At 60.6% G+C, this 18,714-nt stretch carries 17 protein-coding genes; 16 read left to right on the forward strand and 1 reads right to left on the reverse strand.

Annotated features, from left to right (window positions below; genetic code table 11):
- Positions 1 to 6: 6 nt before the first annotated feature.
- The 16 genes from ADU59_RS08000 to ADU59_RS08075 all read left to right on the forward strand — a co-directional run bounded on the left by ADU59_RS08000 (position 7) and on the right by ADU59_RS08075 (position 17,913).
- Entirely contained in the window at positions 7 to 696 is a 690-nt protein-coding gene (locus ADU59_RS08000) for an NADH-quinone oxidoreductase subunit E (protein ID WP_068953418.1), read from the forward strand.
- A 112-nt stretch (positions 697 to 808) separates the two neighbouring features.
- Entirely contained in the window at positions 809 to 2,890 is a 2,082-nt protein-coding gene (gene nuoG / locus ADU59_RS08005; RefSeq protein WP_068953421.1) for an NADH-quinone oxidoreductase subunit NuoG, read from the forward strand.
- A 20-nt stretch (positions 2,891 to 2,910) separates the two neighbouring features.
- Positions 2,911 to 3,954 carry an NADH-quinone oxidoreductase subunit NuoH gene (gene nuoH, locus ADU59_RS08010; RefSeq protein ID WP_068953423.1) on the forward strand — a complete coding sequence of 348 codons (1,044 nt, stop codon included), beginning with the start codon at positions 2,911 to 2,913 and terminating at the stop codon, positions 3,952 to 3,954.
- Between the two features lie 64 nt (positions 3,955 to 4,018).
- Positions 4,019 to 4,510 (forward strand): NADH-quinone oxidoreductase subunit NuoI, encoded by a 492-nt coding sequence (gene nuoI / locus ADU59_RS08015; protein ID WP_068953425.1) that lies wholly within the window; start codon positions 4,019 to 4,021, stop codon positions 4,508 to 4,510.
- Positions 4,511 to 4,650: 140 nt separating this feature from the next.
- The gene (locus tag ADU59_RS08020; protein WP_068953427.1) at positions 4,651 to 5,265 is read left to right on the forward strand and encodes an NADH-quinone oxidoreductase subunit J; all 615 of its coding nucleotides are present in this window, start codon (positions 4,651 to 4,653) and stop codon (positions 5,263 to 5,265) included.
- Positions 5,266 to 5,294: 29 nt separating this feature from the next.
- Entirely contained in the window at positions 5,295 to 5,603 is a 309-nt protein-coding gene (gene nuoK, locus ADU59_RS08025; RefSeq protein WP_037169335.1) for an NADH-quinone oxidoreductase subunit NuoK, read from the forward strand.
- A gap of 7 nt (positions 5,604 to 5,610) precedes the next feature.
- Positions 5,611 to 7,608, forward strand: coding sequence for an NADH-quinone oxidoreductase subunit L (gene nuoL, locus ADU59_RS08030; protein WP_068953429.1), 1,998 nt, complete (start codon positions 5,611 to 5,613; stop codon positions 7,606 to 7,608).
- Positions 7,608 to 9,119, forward strand: a complete 1,512-nt coding sequence (locus ADU59_RS08035; RefSeq protein ID WP_068953431.1) for an NADH-quinone oxidoreductase subunit M — start codon at positions 7,608 to 7,610, stop codon at positions 9,117 to 9,119. Before nuoL ends, ADU59_RS08035 begins: the two co-directional genes overlap by 1 nt.
- An 18-nt stretch (positions 9,120 to 9,137) precedes the next feature.
- Positions 9,138 to 10,580 carry an NADH-quinone oxidoreductase subunit NuoN gene (nuoN, locus tag ADU59_RS08040; RefSeq protein WP_068953433.1) on the forward strand — a complete coding sequence of 481 codons (1,443 nt, stop codon included), beginning with the start codon at positions 9,138 to 9,140 and terminating at the stop codon, positions 10,578 to 10,580.
- A complete protein-coding gene (locus ADU59_RS08045) occupies positions 10,577 to 11,344 on the forward strand; it encodes a biotin--[acetyl-CoA-carboxylase] ligase (RefSeq protein WP_068953435.1) in 768 nt (255 codons plus the stop codon). Before nuoN ends, ADU59_RS08045 begins: the two co-directional genes overlap by 4 nt.
- Before the next feature lie 19 nt (positions 11,345 to 11,363).
- Positions 11,364 to 13,031, forward strand: a complete 1,668-nt coding sequence (locus tag ADU59_RS08050) for a ribonuclease J (RefSeq protein WP_068953437.1) — start codon at positions 11,364 to 11,366, stop codon at positions 13,029 to 13,031.
- Between the two features lie 31 nt (positions 13,032 to 13,062).
- Positions 13,063 to 13,467, forward strand: a complete 405-nt coding sequence (gene mce, locus ADU59_RS08055) for a methylmalonyl-CoA epimerase (RefSeq protein WP_068953439.1) — start codon at positions 13,063 to 13,065, stop codon at positions 13,465 to 13,467.
- 127 nt (positions 13,468 to 13,594) lie between these two features.
- Positions 13,595 to 13,864: a DUF1467 family protein gene (locus ADU59_RS08060; protein WP_068953441.1), complete on the forward strand. Its 270-nt coding sequence runs from the start codon at positions 13,595 to 13,597 to the stop codon at positions 13,862 to 13,864.
- Between the two features lie 699 nt (positions 13,865 to 14,563).
- Positions 14,564 to 15,892 carry a proline--tRNA ligase gene (proS, locus tag ADU59_RS08065; protein WP_068953443.1) on the forward strand — a complete coding sequence of 443 codons (1,329 nt, stop codon included), beginning with the start codon at positions 14,564 to 14,566 and terminating at the stop codon, positions 15,890 to 15,892.
- An 11-nt stretch (positions 15,893 to 15,903) separates the two neighbouring features.
- Entirely contained in the window at positions 15,904 to 17,211 is a 1,308-nt protein-coding gene (locus ADU59_RS08070; protein ID WP_068953444.1) for a lipoprotein-releasing ABC transporter permease subunit, read from the forward strand.
- Between the two features lie 18 nt (positions 17,212 to 17,229).
- A complete protein-coding gene (locus ADU59_RS08075; protein WP_068953446.1) occupies positions 17,230 to 17,913 on the forward strand; it encodes an ABC transporter ATP-binding protein in 684 nt (227 codons plus the stop codon).
- Between the two features lie 30 nt (positions 17,914 to 17,943).
- Here ADU59_RS08075 and ADU59_RS08080 read toward each other — a convergent pair whose 3' ends face one another.
- Positions 17,944 to 18,525, reverse strand: coding sequence for an FG-GAP repeat protein (locus tag ADU59_RS08080; protein WP_083198168.1), 582 nt, complete (start codon positions 18,523 to 18,525; stop codon positions 17,944 to 17,946).
- Between the last annotated feature and the right edge of the window lie 189 nt (positions 18,526 to 18,714).

Genomic DNA, 18,714 nt, shown 5'->3' on the forward strand with positions numbered 1-18,714 from the left:
ACCGATATGGCCAAGCCGGATCAGGAAACGGGGAAGGGGACGCAGGCGGGATCTGCCGGATCTTCGACCGTGCCCCCGGCTGGCAACGATCCGCTCGGCCTGGCCGAATGGCTGAAGGATATGCCGAAGGTGCCGCTGCATCCACTGATGCAGCACCCGGCGGCAGCTTTTGCCGCGGCAACGGCGATCGGTCTTGGTATGACCAGCCATATCGCCGGCTTCATGCTCGGCGCGATGCAGGGACTGGCGGAAACGGCGCAGAAAACCGGCGTTGCAGCGGATGAAAAGCCTGCGGCAAAGGCGGCCGGACCGGTGGAAACACCGGTTGCTGCTGCAAATGCTCAGCCGATTGTGAAGCCGAAGGCGACTACTGCCAAGGCTTCAAGCAAGGCTCGGCCGGTAAAGGCCAAGCCGGTGGCTGTCGAATCTGTCCCGGTTGCTCCGGTCAAGGCCGAAAAGCCGAAACGGCAGAAGGTTGCGCGCGTTGTTCAGACGCAGGCGGACGACCTGAAGCGGATTTCCGGCATCGGTCCGAAGCTGGAGCAGGTTTTGAATGGAATGGGCGTGCGCCGTTATGCGGATGTCGCGTCGTGGAGCGATAAGGACGCGCAGCGTTTCGACGACCAGCTCGGCTTTGGCGGGCGGATCGCGCGGGATGGCTGGGTCGAGCAGGCAAAGGCCCTCCTGAAGGGTTGAGATTGAAGTTTCGGGCGGAGACCGGACCGGTTTTCGTTCAACAGGTTAGCGTGCCTTTATAATATCTGTTCGCCGCTTTGCTGGCGAATGAACGACAGGATTGAGTGCGAAGATGGCAAAGCTGAAAGTCGACGGAAAAGAGATCGAGGTCCCGGATCATTTCACGCTGTTGCAGGCGTGCGAAGAGGCCGGCGCCGAAGTTCCGCGCTTCTGTTTCCACGAGCGGCTGTCGGTCGCCGGAAACTGCCGCATGTGTCTGATCGAGGTGAAGGGCGGGCCGCCGAAGCCGGCTGCGTCCTGCGCCATGGGTGTGCGCGACCTGCGTCCCGGCCCGAATGGCGAGGCGCCGGAAGTCTTCACGACCACGCCGATGGTCAAGAAGGCCCGCGAAGGCGTCATGGAGTTCCTGCTGATCAACCATCCGCTCGATTGCCCGATCTGCGACCAGGGTGGCGAATGCGACCTGCAGGACCAGGCCATGGCCTTCGGCGTCGATTCGACCCGCTACAACGAAAACAAGCGCGCCGTCGAAGACAAGTATATCGGCCCGCTGGTCAAGACCGTGATGAACCGCTGCATTCACTGCACGCGCTGCGTCCGCTTCACCACCGAAGTTGCCGGCATCGCCGAGCTTGGCCTGATCGGACGCGGCGAGGATGCTGAAATCACCACCTATCTCGAACAGGCAATGACCTCCGAGCTGCAGGGCAATGTCGTCGATCTCTGCCCGGTCGGTGCCTTGACCTCCAAGCCCTACGCTTTCAACGCCCGTCCGTGGGAACTTGGCAAGACCGAATCGATCGACGTCATGGACGCCGTCGGCTCGGCGATCCGCGTCGACACGCGCGGCCGCGAAGTCATGCGCGTCATGCCGCGTGTGAACGAAGAGATCAACGAAGAGTGGATTTCCGACAAGACCCGCTTCATCTGGGATGGCCTGAAGACCCAGCGTCTGGATCGCCCTTACGTGAAGAAGGACGGCCGCCTGCAGCCGGCCAGCTGGAACGAGGCTTTTGCCGCGATCAAGGCAGCCGTTGCCAAGACCAGCGGCGACAGGATCGGCGCGATTGCCGGCGATCTGGCTTCGGTCGAGGAAATGTACGCGCTGAAGGAACTGATCTCCTCGCTCGGCTCGAAGAATATCGACTGCCGCCAGGATGGCGCAGCGCTTGATCCGTCGTTCGGCCGGTCGAGCTACCTCTTCAACCCGACGATCCAGGGCATCGAAAACGCCGATGCGCTGCTGATCATCGGCTCGAACCCGCGCTTTGAAGCCTCCATTCTCAACGCCCGTATCCGCAAGCGGTTCCGGATGGCCAATTTCCCGATCGGCGTGATCGGCGAACAGGCCGAGCTTCGCTATTCCTATGAGTACCTCGGTGCAGGAACGGATTCGCTGGCCGAACTGGTTGGCGGCAAGGGCAAGTTCCTGAGCGTGCTGAAGAAGGCCGAGCGTCCGATGATCATCGTCGGCCAGGGCGCAATCTCCGGTGCCAATGGCGCTTCGGTTCTCGCTGCTGCTGCCAAGCTCGCCGGTGTTGTCGGCGCTGTTACCGCGGACTGGAACGGCTTTGCCGTCCTGCACACGGCTGCCGCCCGCGTCGGTGGTCTCGATCTCGGCTTCGTGCCGGGGGAGGGGGGCAAGACTGCCGCCGAGATGTTGACCGGCACGGACGTTCTGTTCCTGCTCGGTGCAGACGAAATGGATTTCTCCGGCAAGACCGCCGGCTTCACCGTCTATATCGGTTCGCACGGTGACGAGGGCGCGCATGGCGCCGACGTCATCCTGCCGGGCGCGACCTATACGGAAAAGTCCGGCACCTGGGTCAACACCGAAGGCCGCGTCCAGATCGGCAACCGCGCCGGTTTCGCACCGGGCGATGCCCGCGAAGACTGGGCGATCATCCGCGCGCTGTCCGACGTGCTCGGCAAGAAGCTGCCGTTTGATTCGCTGGTCGAATTGCGCGGCAAACTCTATGCGGCACATCCGCATTTCGCCGACGCCGACCAGATTGCAGCCGGCGCAAGCGGTGAAATTGCCGCACTTGCACAAAAAGCCGGTGAGATGGCCAAATCGGCGTTTGCGTCTCCGGTCAAAGACTTCTATTTGACGAACCCGATAGCACGCGCGTCCGCCGTCATGGCCGAATGTTCGGCTTTGGCACGCAACAACTTCAAAGCTGCGGCGGAATGAGCGCGAGGGAATAAGACACAATGGACGCTTTCATTTCGACCTATGTTTGGCCAACGGCCATCATGATCGGCCAGTCGCTGCTGCTGCTGGTCGCGCTTTTGATCTTCATCGCCTATATCCTGCTTGCCGACCGCAAGATCTGGGCGGCGGTGCAGATGCGCCGTGGACCCAATGTGGTAGGCCCCTGGGGGCTTTTCCAGTCCTTCGCCGATCTTTTGAAGTTCGTCTTCAAGGAACCGGTCATTCCGGCCGGCTCCAACAAGGTGCTGTTCCTGCTGGCGCCGCTGGTTTCCGTGACGCTGGCGCTCGCGGCTTGGGCGGTTATCCCGCTCAACGCCAACTGGGTGATGGCCAATATCAATGTCGGCATCCTCTATGTCTTCGCCATCTCCTCGCTTGAGGTTTACGGCGTCATCATCGGCGGCTGGGCATCGAATTCGAAATATCCGTTCCTCTCGGCGCTGCGCTCAGCTGCCCAGATGGTCTCCTACGAAGTTTCCATCGGTTTCGTCATCGTCACCGTTCTGCTCTGCGCCGGTTCGCTGAATCTCACGGATATCGTCGATTCGCAGCGTGACGGCCTCGGCACGATGATGGGCCTGCCGGGCTCCTTCCTCGACTGGTACTGGCTGCCGCTGTTCCCGATGTTCATCATCTTCTTCATCTCGGCGCTGGCTGAGACCAACCGTCCGCCCTTCGATCTGGTCGAAGCGGAATCGGAACTGGTCGCCGGCTTCATGGTCGAGTATGGCTCCACCCCGTACATGATGTTCATGCTCGGCGAATATGCCGCCATCTGCCTGATGTGCGCGCTGACGACGATCCTGTTCCTCGGCGGCTGGCTGCCTCCGGTTGACGTCTGGTTCCTCAACTGGGTTCCCGGCATCATCTGGTTCGTCCTGAAATCCTCGCTGGTGTTCTTCATGTTCGCCATGGTGAAGGCTTTCGTGCCGCGCTATCGCTACGACCAGCTGATGCGGCTGGGCTGGAAGGTCTTCCTTCCGCTGTCGCTCGCCATGGTCTTCATTGTTGCAGTCACGCTGAAACTGGTGGTGTGGGCCTGATGTTTACCCCCCGTTTCGCAAAATCAGCCGGTGGCTCTCAAGCCGGCACGTTTGGAGGTTGATGATGGCAAGTCTGTCGCAAGCCGTCAGTTCGCTGTTCCTCAAGGAATTCGTCAACGCGTTTTTCCTGTCGATGCGGTATTTCTTCGCGCCGAAGTCGACGCTGAACTACCCGTTTGAAAAGGGGCCGATCAGCCCGCGCTTCCGTGGCGAGCATGCGTTGCGCCGTTATCCGAACGGTGAAGAACGCTGCATCGCCTGCAAGCTGTGCGAGGCGATCTGTCCCGCTCAGGCGATCACCATCGAAGCCGGCCCGCGCCGCAACGATGGCACGCGCCGCACAGTGCGTTACGACATCGACATGGTGAAGTGCATCTATTGCGGTTTCTGCCAGGAAGCCTGTCCGGTAGACGCGATCGTCGAAGGCCCGAACTTCGAGTTCGCCACCGAGACGCGCGAAGAGCTCTACTATGACAAGGACCGGCTGCTGGCCAACGGCGACCGCTGGGAACGCGAAATTGCCCGCAACATCGCAATGGACTCGCCTTACCGCTGAGACCGCTGCAACCGGACTGCGCCCGCCACTGAGGCGGGCGCCCATCAGATTTAGGGCGTTGGCCGGCAGTTCCGGTGCGCCAGTGGGAAGGGTGGCCTTTTGGCCATGCCTGCCCGGGGAAGACGAAAAAGGCACCGATCATGGGTCTGCAGGCTCTTTTTTTCTATCTTTTTTCATTCGTCGCGGTTGCGTCGGCGTTCATGGTGATTTCTGCGCGGAACCCTGTTTATTCCGTGCTGTTCCTGATCCTGACGTTCTTCAACTCGGCCGGTCTGTTTCTTCTGACCGGCGCCGAGTTCCTGGCGATGATCCTGCTGGTCGTCTATATCGGCGCGGTGGCGGTTCTCTTCCTCTTCGTGGTGATGATGCTCGACATCGACTTCACCCAGTTGCGGTCGGGCGTGCTTGAATATGCGCCGGTCGGCGCGCTGATCGGCCTTGTGCTGGCGGCCGAACTGATCATCGTGGTCGGCGGCAGCTCGGTCTCGCCGGAAATTGCCAAGACGATTTCGATGCCGATCCCGGCAATCGCCGATCGCACCAATACGGCAGCACTCGGCGACGTGCTCTACACGCACTATGTCTACTTCTTCCAGATTGCCGGCCTTGTTCTGCTGGTTGCGATGATCGGCGCCATCGTGCTGACGCTGCGTCACCGCGACAACATCAAGCGCCAGGATATTCCCACACAGGTTGCCCGCACGCCGAAGACCGCTGTCGAAGTGGTCAAGGTGAAGTCGGGGCAGGGTCTTTAAGACGGACGCGAGGTCAAGGAACAAACATCATGGAAATCGGTATTTCCCACTATCTGACCGTCAGCGCCATCCTGTTCACACTGGGCGTCTTCGGCATCTTCCTCAACCGCAAGAACGTCATCATCATTCTGATGTCGGTGGAACTGATCCTGCTTGCGGTGAACATCAACATGGTCGCCTTCTCGTCGTTCCTCAACGACATCACCGGCCAGGTGTTCGCCCTGTTCATTCTAACCGTCGCGGCCGCGGAAGCCGCCATCGGTCTTGCAATTCTCGTCGTCTTCTACCGCAACCGCGGCTCCATCGCCGTGGAAGACGTCAACATGATGAAGGGCTGAGCGGCCAATGAATACGATTATTCAAGCCATCGTCTTCCTGCCGCTGATCGGCTTCCTGATCGCGGGCCTGTTCGGCACCTCGATCGGCGCCAAGGCATCGGAATATGTCACCAGCGGTTTCATGATCATCGTCGCGGTCCTGTCCTGGATCGTCTTCTTCGACGTCGCGCTCGGCGAGACGGAGATGATCAAGGTCACGGTGATGCGCTGGGTCCAGTCCGGCAGCTTCGATGCCGAATGGGCTTTCCGCGTCGATACGCTGACGGCCGTCATGTTCGTCGTCGTCAACACGGTGTCCTGCCTGGTTCACATCTACTCGATCGGCTACATGCATCATGATGCGAACCGGCCGCGTTTCTTTGCCTATCTGTCGCTGTTCACCTTCGCCATGCTGATGTTGGTGACGTCGGACAACCTGCTGCAGATGTTCTTCGGCTGGGAAGGCGTGGGCCTTGCGTCCTATCTGCTGATCGGCTTCTGGTACAAGAAGCCGTCGGCCACGGCTGCGGCGATGAAGGCCTTCATCGTCAACCGCGTCGGCGACTTCGGCTTCGCGCTCGGTATCTTCGGCGTCTTCGTGCTGTTCGGTTCGATCAGTTTTGAGACGATCTTTGCCACGGCTGCCAGCTATCTGCCGGCCGAAGGGGCTGCTGAAGGCGGCGATGCCGTCATCACCCTGTTCGGCATGCATCTCGACAAGGCACATGCCGTCACCGCCGTCTGCCTGCTGCTCTTCATGGGCGCGATGGGCAAGTCGGCGCAGTTCCTGCTGCACACCTGGCTGCCGGACGCCATGGAAGGCCCGACGCCTGTGTCGGCTCTGATCCATGCCGCAACCATGGTCACCGCCGGCGTCTTCCTCGTCGCCCGCATGTCGCCGCTGTTCGAGCTGTCCCATACGGCACTCGTCGTCGTCACCGTGGTCGGCGCGATCACCGCCTTCTTCGCGGCCACCGTCGGCCTCGTGCAGAACGACATCAAGCGCGTCATCGCCTATTCGACCTGTTCGCAGCTCGGCTACATGTTCGTGGCCCTCGGCACGGGCGCCTATGGCGCGGCGATCTTCCACCTGTTTACGCACGCCTTCTTCAAGGCGCTGCTCTTCCTGTGCGCCGGCTCGGTCATCCATGCCGTCGATGGCGAGCAGGACATGCGCCACATGGGCGGCCTGCGTAAGCACATCAAATGGACCTACCGGATGATGCTGATCGGCACGCTGGCGATCACGGGTGTCGGCATTCCGTTCACCTCGTTCGGCTTCGCAGGCTTCTTCTCCAAGGACGTGATTATCGAGGCGGCCTATGCTGCGCACTCGCCGGTTTCCGGTTTCGCTTTCACGATGCTGGTCATCGCGGCGCTGTTCACGAGCTTCTACTCGTGGCGCCTGATCTTCATGACCTTCTACGGTAAGCCACGCGCGAGCCACGAGGTCATGCATCACGTGCATGAATCACCAATGGTGATGTTGGTGCCGCTGTTCATTCTCGGTGTCGGTGCGGTTCTCGCGGGTGTGGTGTTCGAAGGGCACTTCTTCGGTCATGAATATGCCGAGTTCTGGCAGGGTGCGCTCTTCACTGCGCCGGAGAACGAAATCCTCGAGCATTTCCACCACGTTCCGGCGTTGGTTGCCTTGAGCCCGTTCATCGCGATGATCATCGGCTTCGTTCTTGCCTGGTACATGTATATCCGCTCGCCTGAGACGCCGAAATATCTGGCGGAGCAGCATCGCGGTCTCTACCAGTTCCTGCTCAACAAGTGGTACTTCGACGAACTCTACGACTTCCTGTTCGTTCGTCCGGCCAAGCGGATCGGCACCTTCCTGTGGAAGGAAGGTGACGGCAGGGTCATCGACGGCTACGGCCCGAACGGCATTGCCGCCCGCGTCATGGACGTCACCGACCGTGTCGTTCGTCTGCAGACCGGTTACCTCTATCACTATGCTTTCGTGATGCTCATCGGCATCGCGGCGCTCGTTACCTGGATGATGCTCGGGAGCTCCTTCTGATGACCGATTGGCCCATTCTCTCCGCGGTCACCTTCCTGCCGCTGGTCGGTGTTGCTCTTCTGCTGCTTACGCGTGAAGACAGCGCTTCCGGCCGCCGCAATATCCTGAACATCTCACTGCTGACGACGATCGTTACCTTTCTCGTGTCGTGCTGGATCTGGTGGAATTTCGACAAGTCGAACCCCGGCTTCCAGATGGTCGAGAAGCATGCCTGGCTCGGGACCGGTATTTCGTACCATCTCGGTATCGACGGCATTTCCGTGCTCTTCGTCGTCCTCTCGGCCTTCCTCATGCCGTTCTGCGTGCTGGCAAGCTGGGTCTCGGTCGAAAAGCGCCTGAAGCAGTACATGATCGCCTTCCTTTTGTTGGAAGTGTTCATGATCGGCGTCTTCGTGTCGCTCGATATCGTGCTGTTCTACGTCTTCTTCGAAGCCGGCCTGATCCCGATGTTCATCATCATCGGCGTCTGGGGCGGCAAGGACCGCGTCTACGCATCCTACAAGTTCTTCCTCTATACGCTGCTCGGCTCGGTGCTGATGCTGCTCGCCATCATGGCGATGTACTGGCAGGCCGGCACCACGGATATCGCCGAACTGCTCGCCTATCAGTTCCCGCGCCAGATGCAGACATGGTTATGGCTGGCCTTCTTCGCCTCCTTCGCGGTGAAGATGCCGATGTGGCCGGTCCATACCTGGCTTCCCGACGCACACGTTCAGGCGCCGACGGCAGGTTCCGTCATTCTGGCAGGTGTTCTCCTGAAGCTCGGTGGCTACGGCTTCCTGCGCTTCTCGCTACCGATGTTCCCGCTGGCATCCGAATATTTCGCGCCGTTCGTCTTCACGCTATCGGTCGTCGCGATCATCTACACCTCGCTGGTGGCGATGATGCAGTCCGACATCAAGAAGCTGATCGCCTATTCGTCGGTCGCCCACATGGGTTATGTGACGATGGGGATTTTCGCGGCCAATACGCAGGGCGTGCAGGGTGCGATCTTCCAGATGCTGTCGCACGGCATCGTCTCCGGCGCGCTCTTCCTTTGCGTCGGCGTCGTCTATGACCGCACCCACACCCGAGAGATCAGCGCCTATGGCGGTCTCGTCAACAACATGCCGAAATATGCGGTTGCCTTCATGGTCTTCACCATGGCCAACGTCGGTCTTCCCGGCACCTCCGGCTTCGTTGGCGAAATCACCGTGCTGGTCGGCGCTTTCCGGGCCAACACCTGGGTTGCCTTCTTCGCGACGACGGGTGTCATTCTGTCCGCGTGCTACGCGCTCTGGCTTTACCGCCGGGTGATTTTCGGTGCATTGGAGAAGGACAGCCTGAAGTCGCTGCTGGATCTGTCCGGCCGTGAAAAGGCTCTGCTCTATCCGCTGATCGTGCTGACCATCTTCTTCGGCGTCTATCCGGCTCCGGTGTTCGATGCGACGGCAGCCTCGGTGGACGTATTGGTAAACAACTACACTGCGGCCGTGCAGGCAGCGCATGACGTTGCGCTTTCGGCGAAATGACGACAGGACGGGATTGAAATGACTGCTGAAACATTCCTCGCTAGCCTGCACCTGTCGACGCCGGAGCTGATCCTCGCGGTTGGCGCCCTGGTTCTGTTGATGATCGGGGTCTTCTCGGGCGAGAAGTCGTCCGGTCTGGTCACCGGCCTTGCCGTCGGGCTGCTCGCCGTGTCCGGCGTCTGGCTGATCTGGCAGACCGGCGACGGTCAGGCCTATAACGGTGCCTTCCTGTCCGATCCGTTCGCCAAGTTCATGAAGGTGCTGACGCTGGTCGGCTCCATGGTGGCGCTGATCATGTCGGCGGGCGAGGCGCGCTCGACCGGTATCGACCGGTTCGAGTTCCCCGTCCTGATCGTGCTGGCGACGCTCGGCATGCTGCTGATGATCTCCGCCAATGACCTGATCTCGGTCTATCTGGCACTCGAACTGCAGTCGCTGGCGCTTTACGTCGTTGCCGCGATGAACCGCGACAATCTCCGCTCGACGGAAGCCGGCCTGAAATATTTCGTTCTCGGCGCCCTGTCGTCGGGCATGCTGCTCTATGGCATGTCGCTGGTCTACGGCTTCACCGGCCATACCGGTTTCGAAGGCATTGCCACGGCCCTGTCGACCGAAGGCCGCTCGCTGGGCCTGATCTTCGGTCTGGTCTTCATCCTTGCCGGCGTCGCCTTCAAGATTTCCGCCGTTCCCTTCCACATGTGGACGCCGGACGTTTATGAGGGTGCACCGACACCGGTGACGGCGTTCTTTGCTGCCGCTCCGAAGGTTGCGGCGATGGCAATGCTGATCCGTCTGGTGATCATGCCGTTCCAGTCGATCGTTGCCGACTGGCAGCAGATCGTCGTGTTCATCTCGATTGCCTCGATGCTGCTCGGTGCTTTCGCTGCCATCGGCCAGAAGAACATCAAGCGCCTGATGGCCTATTCCTCGATCGGTCACATGGGCTATGCGCTGGTGGGTCTCGCCAGCGGCTCGATGGCCGGTGTGCGTGGCGTGCTGATCTATATGCTGGTCTACATGGTGATGACGCTCGGCACGTTCGCCTGCATCATGGCGATGAAGCGCAAGGACGGCAATCACGTCGAAGAGGTCGACGATCTCGCCGGCCTGTCGCAGACCAATCCGTTCATGGCCACCGTTCTGACCGTCATGATGTTCTCGCTGGCCGGTATTCCGCCACTGGCAGGCTTCTTCGCCAAGTATTTCGTCTTCATGGCAGCGATCGAAGCGCATCTCTACGCGCTGGCGATCATCGGCGTTCTCGCCTCGGTCGTCGGTGCCTACTACTATCTGCGCGTCATCAAGCTGATGTGGTTCGATGATGCCAAGGGCGAGTTTGCCCGTCCTTCGGGCGTATTGCGCCTCGTCTACGGGCTTTCCGGCCTGTTTGTTCTCGCCTATGTGCTGATCGGTGGACCGATCGGCACGGCGGCCGAAGTCGCAGCGCGGACCTTCTTTTGACAGGACCGGACCGGATCGGCAGGATCGCGCTCGATGACTTCCGGCATACGGCCCTGGGCGATGTCGGATCGACGAACACGGAATGCCTGATCCGGGCGCGTGCCGGTGATCCGGGATTGCACTGGATCACAGCGGCGCGGCAGGTTTCCGGCCGGGGGCGGCGCGGCCGTGCCTGGGCGTCGGAACCGGGCAATCTCTACGCCTCGCTGCTTCTGATCGATCCGGCGCCGATGGAGAAACTGCAATCCCTGCCGCTCGCGGTCGCGGTTGCGGTGCACCGGGCAATCCAGGCGGTGATGCCGCCGGGCTCTGATCCGGTCTCGATCAAATGGCCGAACGATATTCTGATTGCAGGCAAAAAGTGCTGCGGTATTCTGCTGGAAGGCGAAGGGCTGCCGGATGGGCATCATGCGCTGGTCATCGGCTGCGGCATCAATGTCGCGCTGGCACCGGACCATGGCCTCTATCCCGTGACCTGCCTGCAGGCGCAAGGTGCTGCCGTATCGCCGGATGAACTGTTCGCTCATCTGTTTCGCAGCATGGGTGAGACATTGAGCGTCTGGAACCGCGGCGAGGGCATCGCGGAGATTATTGCACAATGGCGCTCCGCAGCAGGCGGAATCGGCCAGAAGATTACGGTCAACCTGCCGGATCGCTCGCTTTCCGGGCGGTTCGAAGGCATAGATGAAGACGGCCGGCTGATGCTCGATATCGGAGCAGGCACGGTTCAGCGCATCGCCGCGGGCGATGTCTTTTTTGGATGAAACAAGGCGCAATCAATCAATGAGTAAACAAGACGAACTCGTCTTCCTGCCGCTGGGCGGAGTTGGGGAAATCGGCATGAACCTAGCCCTTTACGGCTACGGTACGCCCGCCCACCGCCAGTGGATCATGGTCGATTGCGGCGTGACCTTCCCGGGCCTCGATCTGCCGGGCGTGGATCTGGTGCTGCCCGATATCCGGTTCCTGGCCGAAGAGCGCAAGAACCTGAAGGGCATCATCATCACCCATGCCCATGAGGACCATTACGGCGCGCTTGCCGATCTCTGGCCGGGCCTGAATGTCCCGGTCTATGCCTCGCCGTTTACCGCCGGCATGCTGGAAGCCAAGCGTTCCTACGAGCGTAGCCGTGCCGAGGTGCCGATCACCATCTTCAAGGAAGGCGACCGCATCAATGTCGGTCCGTTCGAGATCGAAGCTGTCGGCGTCAACCATTCGATCCCCGAGCCGATGTCGCTGGTCATCCGCACGCCGCTCGGCAATATCGTCCATACCGGCGACTGGAAGATCGACCACGCGCCGTCGCTTGGACCGTTCACCGATGAAGCGCGCTTCCGTGCGGTCGGCGACGAAGGCGTGCTGGCGCTGATGTGCGATAGCACCAACGCGATGCGCGACGGCGTATCGCCGTCGGAAGAGGAGGTTTCGACCAGCCTCACCAAGATCATCGAGGATGCCAAGGGCCGCGTGGCGATCACCACCTTCTCGTCGAATGTCGGCCGTATCCGCTCGATCGCCAAGGCATCGGCCGCCGCCGGCCGCGAGGTGCTGCTTCTCGGCAGCTCGATGAAGCGCGTCTGCGACGTGGCCCGCGATGTCGGGCTGATGGAGGGATTGAACCCGTTCATCGCCGAAGACGAATTCGGCTATATCCCGCGCGACAAGGTCGTGATCATTCTGACCGGCAGCCAGGGCGAATCCCGCGCCGCGCTGGCAAAAATCTCGCGCGACGAGATGCGCAACGTGGCGCTGACGGCCGGCGACACGGTGGTGTTCTCCTCACGCGCCATTCCCGGCAACGAGAAGGCGATCAACGATATCAAGAACGGTCTTGTCGAGCAGGGCATCAATATCGTCACCGACAGCGAAGCACTGGTTCACGTTTCCGGCCATCCCCGCCGCAACGAATTGCAGCAGATGTACCAGTGGACACGTCCGCAGATGCTGGTGCCGGTGCATGGCGAGGCGGCCCATCTGACGGCGCAGGCCGAGCTCGGTCTGCAATCCGGTATCAAGACCGTCCCGCGCGTGCGCAACGGCGATATCCTGCGGCTGGCGCCGGGACCGGCAACGGTGATCGGCACGGCACCGCATGGCCGGATCTACAAGGACGGCAGCCTGATCGGCGATTTCGAGGAAATGGGCATCGGCGAACGCCGCAAGCTCTCCTTCGCCGGCCATGTCTCGGTCAACGTCGTTCTCGATGCCCGCTATGATTTCGCTTCCGACCCGATCGTCGTACCGATCGGCCTGCCCGAATTCGACGACGAGGGCGAAGACATGAACGACACGCTCTATGACGCCGTCCTCGGCGCCGTCGAAAGCATCCCGCGCGGCAAGCGCAAGGATCTGGCGCTGGTGACGGAAGCCGTGCGCCGCGCCGTCCGTGGCACCGCCAATGAGGTCTGGGGCAAGAAGCCGGTCGTTACCGTCTTCATCAACAAGCTCTGACCGGCTGAACGATCACGCGAAAGGCGGGCCCATGCTCGGACGTGTCAATCATATCGCTCTCGCCGTGCCGGACCTTGGCCGCGCGGTGGAGCAATACCGGTCGATGCTGGGCGCCTCGGTCACGGAGCCCGAAGCCCTGCCGGAGCATGGCGTTCGTGTCGTCTTCGTCACCTTGTCCAATACCAAGGTGGAATTGCTGGAACCGCTCGGCGCGGATTCGCCGATTTCAGCCTTCCTTGCGAAAAACCCGGCCGGCGGCATGCATCATATCTGCTATGAGGTCGATGATATCCTCAGCGCGCGCGACAGCCTCGTTGCCGCCGGGGGCAGGGTGCTTGGCGACGGCAACCCGAAGACCGGCGCGCATGGAAAGCCGGTGCTGTTTCTTCACCCCAAGGATTTCTTCGGCACGCTGATCGAGCTGGAACAGGTGTGACACAAGGGCGCGAGCCCGGTGTTTGCCCGGCGGAGCGTTTGTCGGGCGGATGCAGAAGCGCTATAAAGCAGCTCCAAAGCGCAATGCCACGGGGAGCAGCCATCTCCCTTCGCAACGAGAGACCACAATGCCGATTTTTTCCGTCTTCGCGATCTACTTCATCATCTGGTGGTTGACGCTGTTCATCGTCCTGCCGATCGGCTTGCGGACGCAGGCGGAGGAAAACGAGGTGGTGCCGGGCAGTGTCGAAAGCGCGCCGGCCCGCTTCCGGGCGCTGCGGGTATTCCTGACGACATCCGCGCTTGCAGCCGTCATCCACCTCGTCTGGTACATTCTTTCCGCCCGTCTTGGCTTCGGCCTCGACGCGATCCCGCAGTTCGCTCCGAAGTTCTATTGAGGCCGAACAGGCGTGTTGTGCCTGCGGCATCCGCCGGTGTGATGGCGACGGCTTACCGAGAGTCAATCGATACGGAATGAGGTACGTGCCACATAATCGACACGATTCAGTCTTTGTTTGTTTTTCTGTGAGGGGGAGACTGTATAAAAATCAAAAAAAAACAAGGCCAGAAGCCTTGTTCTTTAAAGTATCGCGTGATCCTTATCCGTTACCGGTGGCTGCGTGTAAACGCGCCTAAGATCTTATCCTCCCAAGACTTGACCGCGAAATCGACAAGAATTTAATCTCCCTGCCTCTTTTGTGGGCCAAAACTAGCTCAAACATTATGCGTTGTCACTCGATTTTTTTGCATTTTTGCTACACTTGGATTAAATTTTTCCGTTGACAACTTCCGTCAAAATCCTGTTACTACCGTGCTTTTTTGACGCAGGTATTTTCCTGTCTCCGGCCTTGAAATGCCCGGCTTCCCAAGGCGTAGCGCCCGCGAAGATGACGGGTTTTCTTCCTGCCCCGAAGCGTCTATGAACGCTTGAGCGCGGTGCATCTTCCTTGCGGAATCAGCTGGCCGGATCGTCGCGGCAAACAGTTAAACGGCAGTGTCCGGTTTGCGCGCGTGGCGCGTGTGCGGCCTGCAAGCTCAACGTTATTTCGCCCGATTCCAACGATAGTGCGAAGTGCTTTTAAGTTCTGGAACCCGTTATGCGCCTGTCCCGCTTTTTCATGCCTATTCTGAAGGAAACCCCCAAGGAAGCGGAGATCGTCTCGCACCGGCTGATGCTGCGTGCCGGCATGGTGCGCCAGCAGTCCGCCGGCATCTATACATGGCTGCCGCTCGGCAAGCGGGTTCTCGACAAGGTGACCAGGATCATCCGGGAGGAGCAGAACCGCGCCGGCGCCGTCGAGCTTTTGATGCCGACGCTGCAATCGGCCGAACTCTGGCAGGAAAGTGGACGTTACGACGCCTATGGCGACGAAATGCTGCGGATCAAGGATCGCAACAAGCGCGACATGCTGTATGGGCCGACCAACGAGGAGATGATCACGGACGTGTTCCGCTCCTACGTCAAGTCCTACAAGGACCTGCCGCTCAATCTCTATCATATCCAGCTGAAGTTTCGTGACGAGCGCCGTCCGCGTTTCGGCACCATGCGCTCGCGCGAATTCCTGATGAAGGACGCCTATTCCTTCGATCTCAACCGGGAAGGCGCGGTGGACAGCTATAACCGCATGTTTGCCGCCTATCTGCGCACCTTTGCGCGCCTCGGCCTGCGCGCCATTCCGATGCGGGCCGATACCGGCCCCATCGGCGGCGATCTCAGCCACGAATTCATCATCCTGGCCGATACCGGTGAATCGGAAGTCTTCTGCCACAAGCACTTCCTCGATTTCGACATTCCGGCCGACGACACCGATTTCTGGGACGCCGCCGCGATGAAGGCGATCTTCGACAAGTGGACCTCGCTCTATGCCGCCACCTCGGAGATGCATGACGAGGCGGCATTCAACGCCATCGATGATGCCTCGAAGGTTTCGGCGCGCGGCATCGAGGTCGGTCACATCTTCTATTTCGGCACCAAATATTCCGAAGCCATGGGCGCCAAGGTGCAGGGGCCGGACGGCAAGGAACACACGGTGCACATGGGCTCCTATGGTATTGGCCCGACCCGGCTGGTGCCCGCCATCATTGAAGCCTCGCATGACGAGAACGGCATCATCTGGCCGGCGTCGATCGCGCCGTTCGATGCGGTTGTGATCAACATGAAATCCGGCGACGAAGCCTGCGACGCGGCGTGCGAAACCATCTATGCTGCGCTCAACAACGCAGGATTCGATACGCTGTACGACGACAAGGACGACCGCGCCGGAACGAAGTTTGCCACCGCCGACCTGATCGGCGTGCCGGTACAGATCATTGCCGGCCCGCGTTCCGTTGCCAATGGCGAGGTCGAACTCAAGGACCGCAAGACCGGCGCCCGCGAAACATTGACCATCGAGGCTGCCATCAACAAGCTGACCGCCTCGAAATAAGGGACCAGGGCATGAGCGCCGCGACGCTAGAACAGGATAAGGCAGCGGCTGCCCAGCCGCCGTCGAGCCGTCCGTTTTCCACATTCGAGCGCATGGTGGCCTGGCGCTACCTGCGTTCGCGCCGCAAGGAAGCGTTCATTTCGGTGATCGCCGGATTTTCCTTCATCGGCATCATGCTCGGCGTCGCAACGCTGATCATCGTCATGGCTGTCATGAACGGTTTTCGCACCGAGCTGATCTCGCGCATTCTCGGCATCAACGGCCACATGATCGTCCAGCCGCTGGACGGGCCGCTCGACAATTATGCCGACCTGGCGACCAAATTTTCCGGCGTCAAGGGCGTCACCATGGCGATCCCGATGATCGAGGGGCAGACGCTGGCTTCCGGTCCCGGTGGCGCCGGAACGGGTGCTCTGGTGCGCGGTGTGCGCGCCGACGATCTGGCCAAGATGAAATCCATTTCCGATCACATCAAATCCGGCGATCTCGTCGGCTATGCGGCCGGAACCGGCGTCGCGATCGGCTCGCGCATGGCCGATCAGCTCGGCATTACCGCCGGCGGCACGATCACGCTGGTGGCGCCGGAAGGCGACATCACGCCGATGGGCGTCAATCCGCGGGTCAAATCCTATACCGTCTCGGCGATCTTCGAGATCGGCATGTCGGAATATGATGCGTCGATCATCTTCATGCCGTTGGAGGAAGCCCAGCTCTATTTCAATGCCGAGGGCATTGCGCAGTCGATCGAGCTGTTCGTCAGCAATCCGGATCTGGTCGACGATCTGCGCGCGCCGATCGAGGATGCGGCCGGCCGTCAGGTGCTGATCAGCGACTGGCGCGACCGCAACAAGACGTTCTTCTCCGCCCTTCAGGTCGAACGCAACGTCATGTTCATGATCCTGACACTGATCGTTCTGGTGGCGGCGCTCAACATCGTCTCCGGCCTCATCATGCTGGTGAAGGACAAGGGCAGCGACATCGCCATTCTGCGCACCATGGGCGCCACATCTGGCGCGATCATGCGGATATTCTTCATGACCGGGGCGGCGATCGGTATTGTCGGCACCCTGGCGGGCGTTTTGCTCGGGGTCATCGTCTGCCTCAATGTCGAATCCATCCGCCAGTTCTTTTCGTGGATTTCGGGCACGACGCTGTTCAATCCCGAGCTCTATTTCCTCAGCCAGCTTCCGGCCGACATGAACCTGGGCGAAACCACTTCGGTCGTCGCCATGGCCATCGGCCTGTCTTTCCTCGCCACGATCTTTCCGGCCTGGCGCGCATCGCGCCTCGATCCGGTTCAGGCTCTGCGCTACGAATAATTAAGGATTACAGACACGATGAATGCGCGCGTGGCACTGCAGCTTTCCGGCGTCGAACGTCATTACAACCAGGGCGACGAAACCCTGTCGATCCTCAAGGGCGCTGATTTTTCGCTGCATGGCGGCCAGACCGTGGCGCTTGTTGCGCCGTCCGGTACCGGCAAGTCGACATTGCTGCATCTGGCAGGGTTGCTTGAGCGGCCGGACGCGGGCGAGGTTCTGATCAACGGCCAGTCCTGCGGCACGCTTGGCGACGAGCAGCGCACGGCGATCCGCCGCAACGACATCGGTTTCGTCTACCAGTTTCATCACCTGCTGCCGGAATTCACGGCGATCGAAAACATCATGATGCCGCAGCTGATCGCCGGCCTTGCGAAGGGAGAGGCGCGCGAGCGCGCAGCCGCCTTGCTCGATTACATGCGCATCGGCCACCGCGCCGAACATCGCCCCTCGGAGCTTTCGGGCGGCGAGCAGCAGCGTGTCGCCATCGCCCGCGCCGTCGCCAATGCGCCGCTGGTGCTTTTGGCAGACGAACCGACGGGAAACCTCGATCCGGAAACGGCAGGCTACGTCTTCGAGGCGCTGGAAGCGCTGGTGCGCCAGTCAGGCTTGGCGGCGATGATCGCCACGCACAATTACGAGCTCGCCTCGCGCATGGACCGCCGCATCACGATCGAAGACGGCAGGGTCGTCGAACTTTAGAGGCTACCCGCCTATCTCGGTTTGAGCCGCCTAGCGGTTGCCGCAGGCCGCCTGACCGCGATCGTCATTCCAGTCCTTGAGAAAGATCAGTTCTCCGGTGACTGCGACGGGCTCGTCGTTGCGTTTACCCTTGCCGGTCAGCACGTTGAAATCGCAATGCGTTGTATTGTCCGGGATAAGCGTATCGTAGGACGTGTAGGTATAGCCGGCAACCGCGAAATCGAAATTGCGATAGGCGATGGTCAGCTTCTGCTCCCAGCGGTCGCGGCCGACGGCATCGTTGCGGGAGGTGATCAGGATCGAACCGTTCGGCAGGGCGGTGATCGACGGCACCTGTCCAGCCATGGTCAGGTTTCCCCAGACCTTGTTGGTGGCCACGGTCTTCAGCGTTAGCCGCCCGGTATCGCCGTCATTGAGGTAGACATAGACCGCATGATCCTCGTCGCTGCCCGCCGGGGCGGCCACCAGCATGGCAAGATCCGTATTGCCGTCCTTGTCCCAGTCGCCCGTGGTGGCAGAAATGACGCGATCCGGATCGATGGCCTGCGCCGCCTGTGCTGAAATTGCGGATAGGCCGGAAAACACCGTCATGACGGCCAGCGACATCTTCATTCTTCATCTCCCTGATTGCATTGGGTGGCAGACTAGTCGGCCGGCCAGCAGGCGTCCAGATGCGATCTGCTCTTGCCGAAAGGGCCGATAGAAAGTGTTTACCATTTCCACCGCACTCGGCAGAAAGGTCGGCGATTGTTGCTTGACGCATGAACGAAAATAGAACAATATAAGAACATAACGGAAAAG

It is taken from the genome of Pararhizobium polonicum, assembly GCF_001687365.1.
Lineage (GTDB): Bacteria > Pseudomonadota > Alphaproteobacteria > Rhizobiales > Rhizobiaceae > Pararhizobium > Pararhizobium polonicum.

Coding starts and splice junctions, on each gene's coding strand:
- nuoI (WP_068953425.1), top strand. CDS start 4,019: ATGGCAAGTCTGTCGCAAGCCGTCAGTTCGCTGTTCCTCAAGGAATTC.
- ADU59_RS08060 (WP_068953441.1), top strand. CDS start 13,595: ATGCCGATTTTTTCCGTCTTCGCGATCTACTTCATCATCTGGTGGTTG.
- ADU59_RS08020 (WP_068953427.1), top strand. CDS start 4,651: ATGGGTCTGCAGGCTCTTTTTTTCTATCTTTTTTCATTCGTCGCGGTT.
- ADU59_RS08075 (WP_068953446.1), top strand. CDS start 17,230: ATGAATGCGCGCGTGGCACTGCAGCTTTCCGGCGTCGAACGTCATTAC.
- nuoN (WP_068953433.1), top strand. CDS start 9,138: ATGACTGCTGAAACATTCCTCGCTAGCCTGCACCTGTCGACGCCGGAG.
- nuoL (WP_068953429.1), top strand. CDS start 5,611: ATGAATACGATTATTCAAGCCATCGTCTTCCTGCCGCTGATCGGCTTC.
- proS (WP_068953443.1), top strand. CDS start 14,564: ATGCGCCTGTCCCGCTTTTTCATGCCTATTCTGAAGGAAACCCCCAAG.
- mce (WP_068953439.1), top strand. CDS start 13,063: ATGCTCGGACGTGTCAATCATATCGCTCTCGCCGTGCCGGACCTTGGC.
- ADU59_RS08070 (WP_068953444.1), top strand. CDS start 15,904: ATGAGCGCCGCGACGCTAGAACAGGATAAGGCAGCGGCTGCCCAGCCG.
- nuoG (WP_068953421.1), top strand. CDS start 809: ATGGCAAAGCTGAAAGTCGACGGAAAAGAGATCGAGGTCCCGGATCAT.
- ADU59_RS08000 (WP_068953418.1), top strand. CDS start 7: ATGGCCAAGCCGGATCAGGAAACGGGGAAGGGGACGCAGGCGGGATCT.
- nuoH (WP_068953423.1), top strand. CDS start 2,911: ATGGACGCTTTCATTTCGACCTATGTTTGGCCAACGGCCATCATGATC.
- nuoK (WP_037169335.1), top strand. CDS start 5,295: ATGGAAATCGGTATTTCCCACTATCTGACCGTCAGCGCCATCCTGTTC.
- ADU59_RS08035 (WP_068953431.1), top strand. CDS start 7,608: ATGACCGATTGGCCCATTCTCTCCGCGGTCACCTTCCTGCCGCTGGTC.
- ADU59_RS08080 (WP_083198168.1), bottom strand. CDS start 18,525: ATGAAGATGTCGCTGGCCGTCATGACGGTGTTTTCCGGCCTATCCGCA.
- ADU59_RS08050 (WP_068953437.1), top strand. CDS start 11,364: ATGAGTAAACAAGACGAACTCGTCTTCCTGCCGCTGGGCGGAGTTGGG.